Source organism: Pediococcus stilesii (genome assembly GCF_001437075.1).
GTDB lineage: Bacteria > Bacillota > Bacilli > Lactobacillales > Lactobacillaceae > Pediococcus > Pediococcus stilesii.
The window spans coordinates 49,593-57,948 of record NZ_JQBX01000013.1; the positions used below are offsets into that span (position 1 = coordinate 49,593).

An 8,356-nucleotide genomic window follows, 5' to 3' on the forward strand; every position below is an offset into this window, starting at 1 on the left:
GAAAACATGTTAAAAGTCACGAAAAAAACTGACGATTTTTCTTGGATCCAAGTTTCTAATCCAAGTACCCTTGAACTTCAGACCTTAGTAAAAAATTATCACGCAACGTCAGAATCGTTAAGCTACGCAATTGATGAAAACGAACGTGCACGTGCGGAAATTGATGAAGAAAATAATATTTTTCTGATTATTTTTCATGCACTATGTTCAAACCTTAACGAGGGTATCCAAACGGAACCTGCGGCTTTTATGTTTTTACCCAATGCCGTCGTCGTCTTTACTCACGATGAAACCCACTACGTCAATAAAATTATGGACCGCAATGCTAAGATTCTGGGGCGTAAAAATATCGATTCTAAAGCCCCATTTGGTGGTTCAATCATGATTGACGTTGTTTTTAATACTATCTATGAGTTAACGATGCGCTTTAATGATGCCGTTTCAAGGATTAATTACGACCGTCAAGCTATTCAAGCTAAATTTAAAACCCGTTTAAATCATAGCGGGATTCAAAGTATGCTCCAACTGGAAACTAGTTTAATTTATTTACTAACATCTTTAAAATCAAATACTTCATTATTAAACAGCATGATGCGTCTTCCCAATTTAAACTTGACCAAGCAGCAACGAACTAAATTGGAAGAAATTATTATTGAATCTGAACAAAGTCAGGAGATGGCCCAACTTTCATCGGACATCATCGAACAAGTTTCTAAGTCCTATTCTGATGTTTTAGATAATAACTTAAATAATACGATGAAATTCCTAACAATACTATCAATTGTTTTAGCAGTTCCCAACATTGTCTTTGGATTCTATGGGCAAAATGTGTCATTGCCCTTTGCCAACTCGACTAGAAGCTGGGAATTAACCATCCTAATTTCGATTGGTTTAATTTTAATCGTCTACCTAATTGTAAATTGGAGTAACTTTTTTAAAAAATAATTTGCTTTTTGACGTATTTTCCATATGAACAAAAAAATCATATGGGAGTTTATTAAAATGTCACGTAAGCAGCACTATCTTATCGGACTATTCTGGCTAACGTTCATCGCGTTAGCTTTTTTTAGCGATTACTCAAAATCCGTTCCAGACCAAATTTATCCTAAAGGAACTGAAATTAATCTTATTTTTTCTAATCCACATGGTCGACTCACTACTTCCCAAACCTCCAAGATAGCTCGTACCATGGATGGTATAAAAAAAGATTCTAAAGCTCTGGGACTGGCACATTTTATTTCACCAGATGACACATTCATTACTCGGTACTTTCAAAAAGCGGCTGATCAGTCTGTCCTAGTTTATCAAGTCACTCTTCAACACTCATCTGATCTTAAACAAATTGAACAACGAAGTAAAATTTCCGACATAAACGTGAAAATTACGAAGCCCACCTCCAAGTTACGCTTAGCCACCGCTAAATTATCAATGGCTAAATTATTTATCCTTATCGGGCTATGGATAATTACTGGATTATTTTTCCGATCACTTACGACGCCTCTGATTGTATCAATTTTGTGTTTGATTACTGAATACTGTTCGCGATTCTTAGCTCACACTTGGTCAACACTTTTTCACTTCAAACTGGCTGAAGTCTCTGGCTTTTTGATACTATTTTTTTCTTTTTTAATTTTACCAATAATTTTAATTTCAATTTTAAAAGAGTTCTCAAATACAATTGAATCTGATCCTTCGGCCACTAGAATTTTAGCTAGATGGAAAATCATTGGCTTTCAAACAACGTTCATGAGTACCACCCTTATGTGGATGATTCCACACGTTAAGTCCGAGATTTTATTAAACCTGTCGCTATGTATTCCCTTAATCTTTTTAATTTGGCTGATAATTAACACTTTGTTGCCGCTTTTCACCACTTATCTTGGAGAAATAACCTTTTGGCCGGGACCTGCTTGGATTTTTGAAAAAGAAAACCACTCGTGGCATTATCTGACAAATTTAGCCTACCGGTTTCCTAAACTTGGGTTTATTTTAATTGGCGCTGGTATCATGGCCATCTGCATACAAAGTGCCCATCTTGCACCGAAGCAGACGATTAGATTTGAAACTAATCCACACCTAATTCGTGAGCCTCAGCGCATTATTAAATTAAACTTATTAAGTTCAGTGAAGTTCAGAATCCCATCCCAATTTCGCGAAATTGACCGCTTAACTATGAATCTAAAAAAAGATTCTGACGTTAAATCGGTTACTTCAGTTACCCAGCCACTCGGCAAAACTTGGACTAAATTTAATACTAAGCACCGCTTAAAAGCTTCTATCCAACAACTTCAATCAACTAAAACCACTCTCGAAACGATTAAAGCTGAAATTAAAGAATCTCAGGGGGAAATTAGTGAACTAACGGTTGGCGACCTTAACTCGAAGCTTAACCTTCTTCAAAAAGATTTGGATACAAATGTTTTAAATATTGACCAAGTTCTTAAACAAGCCGAAAACTTAAATACAACGTTAAACTCAACCAATGAGAGCATTCAAAATCAGCGATCAAAAATTTCAGATCCTCTTATGCTTGAAGACACAGCAAGAATTAAAGATTTGCTATCAAAACTAAAAACCAATACGATTAACATTTTGACACTTAAAGAAAATGCTAAAATTATTTCCTTAAAGCAGTCTAGCATTCAAACTGATATCACCGTTTTAAATAAAACCTTAGTCGAGTTGTCCGATGGTTTAAATCAATTACTGACGAAAGTATCAAGTTCACTTGATCGCTGTCAATTAAGTATTGAGGATCTAAACGAGCTAGCGAATGCTAACATCTTAGACGATATTTTTATTGGCCAGGCCGCGTTGAAAGATTCCTCGTTTTACCAATCGTTCAAAACTTACACCACCGCACAAGGTAAAACAACTACCTTTGAGATCGAATTAAAAGACCAAGCTGATGCCGAATTGTACCGCAATAAGTTACAAAAAAAGGTCGACGATTTTATTAATCATACTTCGCTAGAAAAATGTGACTATACCCTATCAGGATCTGCTCTTCAAGGGCTTGACTCTTTTAAAAGCGCCAAATTTTCCATCTTCCCTTACGTGCTAATTTCTGCACTGTTGCTTGGAATTCTATGTCCTAATATTGGATTGTTGAAAACCGTCGTGGCTCTTTTGGTAGCTGGCTTATCTACCGAGTTATCTAATGTCCTACTTATCAACTTAAAAGTTGTTGAAAATATCGAAATTAATTTATTTACTAATATTTTAAGTATTCTAGTCCTTACACTTTTGTCAATTATAATCTTAAATTGGCCGGCGCCATTCTATCAACATCCGTTGGATCAGCTAAAAAAAGCTTTTGAACAAACCGATCAAATTATTAACTTATCAAGTATGGTCGTCTTTACTTTTTCCAGTGGATTATTTTTGACACATGATCCACTTTTAACATCAATTAGTCTTATTTTAGGAATGACTACTCTGTGCTATCTAATTTTATTTCCACTTTTAAGCGTTTCGTTTTATCGGCTAATATATAAATTAAATTTTAATAATCTACCTACTCAATCAAATCATCAAAAATCTTAAAAAAGTTCAGTGTAAGCTTTGACACCATTTGTCATTGCCCACTGAACTTTTTAAATATACTCATTATTAATATCAACCTCTATTGCGCTGATAACTTTATCACACCGAATCATGCTTTTCTGCATGCCGTTGACGAAATTGAATTACCCACGCAGTTAAAGGAACCGTACTAATCACGCCAATAAATCCAATTAAAATCATCGAAAATTCTGCCGCAAAAATTTTATTATTGAAAAACTCACTAAAACTATAATTCAACTTCACGTACCAAGTAAATAGTCCAAGAAAACTACCGAAGAATCCAAAAAATAGTGTATTCAATGCCGTTCCAATAATTTCTTTTCCAATATCATAGCCATGATGAAAAATTTTAGCTAAATCCAAATCAGGGGTTGTTTCAATTAATTCTTCTAATCCCGTAGCAATTGCAATTGCCGCTTCAGCTACTGCTCCTAAAGTACTAATAATCATTGTCGAAGTCATGACATCATTAAATTTAATTCCAATTAATAATGACATTCCTTCCAAATCTTCGTTATTTTCATTTCCAAATCCCTGAATCATCAAATGCGGCTTAATTAGGACGATTAAAATCACAAGCACGACTAAAACCAAGACTGAACTATAAAAAGCATTTTGTGTAATTCGATCATCATCGCTACCCATGAAGATCGTAATTGCGAGAATAATTAAACTACTGATAATTGTAATCGCCATCGCTGGAAAGCTCCACGATATTAATGCAATATTTAAAAAGAGGACGATAAAATTCAAGATGATACTCATAAAAGCTCGAATACCAGTGGCACCGCCGACGACCATCATTAGGGCAGCTAAAATTACAGCTAAAATAATTACGGCATTAGGCATTTCTCACAGCCCCCTTTTTAAAGAAAATTCCAACCAGCCAACTGGCGATTGGAACCGTTAATACAATCCCAATTCCACTGATCAGGCTCTGGACAAACCCCAGTTCCATATTCATGGAAAATGAATATCCCCATCCATTTCCATTTCGAAGGTAAAGAACCATCATTGAGAATGTATCCGACATAAAAATCATAAAAAGTACGTTCAGCAGCGGGCCCATGATTGTTTTACCAATGTTTCGGCCAGAAATCCAAAGCTGTTTCATCGAAATCGTCGGATTTTCTTTCCGTAACTTTGCCAGGCTAACGATGATATCAGTTGATTCATCCATCACCGCCCCTAAAGATCCAAGGATAATTTCAGCTAAGAATAACGGCTCTGGATTTTGGGTGACGTACTCCATTGTTTCAAAATGTAAACCACCATTATGAGTTATTTTAAAAACAATCATACCAATTATGATGGCACTAAAGGTTCCGACCACCGTGGTTAAAAAACTTACTAACATCTTTTTATTCCACCCAAGAACCAAGGTCAGTGTGATTAAACTAAATATTCCGGCCAGGATACTAAAAATGGCAAGAACACCAAAGCCCTCTTGCTGCACATCAATTTCAACCGCAATAAAGAATAAAACGGTATTTAAAAGCAAACTAAATAACGCTCTCAAACCGGTAATTCCCATTAAAACCAATAGACTAATTGCGATTGTCGCTAAAATGGTTAACGGGACATCCCGCTTCAAATCGGTAATGGTTGTCCCCGCGACATGTCCCTTACGATAGTTGAAATGTAACAAAACGTCTTGTCCAGTCCTATACTTCAAGTCGGTCGCCTGTGATAGTGAATATTCATTATTAACATTTAACAATTTGTTTCGTTGTTTTCCGTTTAAAATGCGAATTTTTAGTCTTTGACGAACGATATAGTCTTTGTTTCCAAAATTGTCTTCTTGGAGAACTTTACTTAGCACCTGCACATCTTCAACATGTCCGACCGGCGTATTATAAATAAACGCATTATTTTTGACAAAAAATACGATCGCCACACTGACGATGATCGTTCCCAAGAATAATATTAATTTTTTATTCCACCGCATTAAATTTCCTTTTCCATCCAATAATGTACAATTCCCGCTTCCATTTCTGGACCACTAATTCGATTGTAATTCATCGCAAAATAAAAGGGTTCAGCCGTTTCTTGTGCATGCAAACGAATTTTTTTGATTTTGGCTTTTTTAGCTTCATCCTCAATAAATTCAAATAAGTCACGCGCTAATCCGTGACGCCGATATCCCGATCTCGTCGCCACCCGTTGCACCAACCAAACATCATCATCGGTTCTTCGAGCGCGTGCGGTAACGACTGGTCTACCATCGTCATAACCGACAAAATATGTAAAAAAGTCTTCATTTTCATCAAATTCCAGCGCTGGATCAATTCCCTGTTCCTCAATAAATACTTGTTTACGAATTTCTAATGCGTCTAAATATACCGGACCAGTTGCTCCCTTTACTAATTTAGATTCCATGCCATTGCCTCCAAAATATTTTAAATTTAGTTCACATTAAACTACATAATACAGAAAAAAAGGATAATTACACAAAAATTATTAAAATTTTATTTTATTAAACGGTCGATATTGATGTTTCATAAACCGTACAATGGAAATATGTTAGAATTGCAAATATGCACTTGATACTGAAGTACTTGAAAGGTCTTTGAAAATGAAATCTTTAAAATCAAAAATTGACACCAGATTTGGCTTTTTTATTCTAATTAGTTTTCTTTTCTGGATAAAAACGTTATTTGCTTATTTAACGGATATTTCACTTGGTGTGAGCGGAATTTTTCAATGGTTCATACTACTAATTAACCCAATTGCAACCACCATTTTAATTTTCGGAATTGCACTTTACATTCGACCCAAAAAGGGCTTTTATTGGGTGGCAATGTTACTGGACGTTGCCAATACCGTTCTACTCTACCTGAATGTCATTTATTTCAGAGAATTCTCTGACTTTATGACCGTTAACACGATGTTAGGCTATTCAAAAGTTAACCAAGGGCTCAGCTCGAGCTCCATGTCACTAACAAACTTTCACGACATCTTTTATTGGATCGATATCATCGTCATTTTTCTTTTACTTGTGTTAAAAAAAATCAAAATGGATCCTCATCCATTGCCTAAAAAATTTGGTTTTCAAATCACTTCAATCGGTATCTTGGCTTTTGCGTCAAACCTGATGCTGGCTGAAATGGACCGCCCACAGCTAATTACTAGAACCTTTGACCGCTCATATGTTGTTAAGTACATGGGCTTAGATGCTTTCACTGCATACGATGGAATCCAGCTAGAACGAAATATTAAAATGCGTTCGGAAGCTAAAAAGAGCGAGTTAACGGTGATTGAAAAATATGTCAAAAATCATTATGCCAAGCCTTCTAATATTACGCTTGGAAAGGCCAAGGGAAAAAATGTTATTGTTATTCACCTAGAAAGCTTCCAGCAGTTTTTAATTGATGACAAGGTCGAAGGACAAACCGTAACGCCGTTCTTAAACAGTATCTACCATAGTAAATCGACGTACGCTTTTAGTAACTTTTTCCACCAAGTTGGCCAAGGAAAAACTAGTGACGCTGAAAACATGTTGGAGACCGGCACCTTTGGTTTAGCACAGGGATCGTTATTCGCCCAACTAGGTTCAGACCAAACGTTCCAAGCCGCCCCAGCAATCTTAAAACAAAATGGTAACTATACTTCTGCTGTCTTCCATGGTAATACGGCATCCTTCTGGAATCGAAATAGCACCTACAAAAACATGGGATACGAGAATTTCCTCTCGGCCAGTGATTTTGATGTTTCCGGTGATAAGTCCACAACCTACGGATTAAAGGATAAGCTTCTTTTTAAGGATTCGGTTAAATATTTACAGCATTTGCAACAACCTTTTTATGCTAAATATATCACCGTAAGTAATCATATCCCTTATACACTAGATGCTGAAGATAGCGATTTTGATACTCCGGATACTGGTGACAAAACTGTTGATGGCTATTTCAAAACTGCAAACTACCTTGATCAGTCGATTGAAGAATTCTTTAATTTCTTGAAAAAATCAGGATTGTACGACAATTCAATGATTGTTTTATACGGTGATCACTATGGGATTTCTAATTCGTCCAACCCAGCACTTGCCAAAACGTTCGCTCAAGATCCTGACCACTTTAAGGAATTTGGTGACAATCCAACCGAAAATTGGACCAGTTGGGATAACGCCCAACTACAGCGTGTTCCTTTTATGATTCATATCCCAGGGATGAAAGATGGGGGAATTCAGACCCAGTACGGTGGTGAAATTGATGTCTTACCAACGGTTCTGCATTTGCTTGGAATTTCAACCAAAAACTACCTTCAATTTGGGACCGATTTATTTTCAAAAAGTCATGATCAAGTCGTTGCCTTTCGAAACAATGACTTTGTAACACCAACTTACAGTTCGATTGGAAATAAACTTTATGATAAAGATGGAAATGAAATTACTGAACCGAGTGAAGCTTTCCTAAAAAAAGTCAAAAAAGATCGTCAGGCCGTCAAAACACAATTATCAATGTCAGATTCATTAAATGATAAAAATTTACTTCGTTTTTACAAAAATCCTGACTTTAAGGGTAAAATCGACTCGTCTAAGTATAATTATTCAACTGGTCTACAACAGGCTCTTAAAATTGAAGATCAATTGAAGCTTAAATCAACGTCGATGTTCTCAAAGAATCAAGATAAATCATTAGAGGACCTGTATAAAACTGATGCTCCGGAAGCCAACCATAAGTCAACTGGAGAAAACCGAATTCAGATTACTAGTCCAGATTCAAATGATAGTTAACCCAAAATGACAATAAAAAAGTTCGCGACATTGAGGTATACCCAAAAAGTTAAA

6 protein-coding genes are annotated in these 8,356 nt (G+C 35.9%); 3 read left to right on the forward strand and 3 right to left on the reverse strand.

The annotated features are described in order from the left end of the window. The first annotated feature begins 6 nt into the window (after positions 1-6). Both IV81_RS06760 and IV81_RS06765 read left to right on the forward strand, forming a co-directional pair. A complete protein-coding gene (locus tag IV81_RS06760) occupies positions 7-945 on the forward strand; it encodes a magnesium transporter CorA family protein (protein WP_057803579.1) in 939 nt (312 codons plus the stop codon). Positions 946-1,002: 57 nt separating this feature from the next. Continuing rightward, a complete protein-coding gene (locus IV81_RS06765) occupies positions 1,003-3,546 on the forward strand; it encodes a coiled-coil domain-containing protein (protein WP_057803581.1) in 2,544 nt (847 codons plus the stop codon). Between the two features lie 99 nt (positions 3,547-3,645). On the opposite strand, the gene IV81_RS06770 is transcribed toward IV81_RS06765, so the two are convergent. The 3 genes from IV81_RS06770 to IV81_RS06780 are packed head-to-tail and all read right to left on the reverse strand — an operon-like array spanning position 3,646 to position 5,946. After that, positions 3,646-4,416, reverse strand: a complete 771-nt coding sequence (locus tag IV81_RS06770) for a YibE/F family protein (protein ID WP_057803582.1) — start codon at positions 4,414-4,416, stop codon at positions 3,646-3,648. After that, on the reverse strand, positions 4,409-5,515 hold the full coding sequence (locus tag IV81_RS06775) for a YibE/F family protein (protein ID WP_057803590.1): 1,107 nt from the start codon (positions 5,513-5,515) through the stop codon (positions 4,409-4,411). The genes IV81_RS06770 and IV81_RS06775 overlap by 8 nt, the downstream gene beginning before the upstream one ends. Next, positions 5,515-5,946: a GNAT family N-acetyltransferase gene (locus tag IV81_RS06780; RefSeq protein WP_057803584.1), complete on the reverse strand. Its 432-nt coding sequence runs from the start codon at positions 5,944-5,946 to the stop codon at positions 5,515-5,517. Before IV81_RS06780 ends, IV81_RS06775 begins: the two co-directional genes overlap by 1 nt. 196 nt (positions 5,947-6,142) lie before the next feature. Here IV81_RS06780 and IV81_RS06785 point away from each other — a divergent pair, with 196 nt between their 5' ends. Continuing rightward, entirely contained in the window at positions 6,143-8,302 is a 2,160-nt protein-coding gene (locus IV81_RS06785) for an LTA synthase family protein (protein WP_057803586.1), read from the forward strand. Positions 8,303-8,356 lie beyond the last annotated feature (54 nt).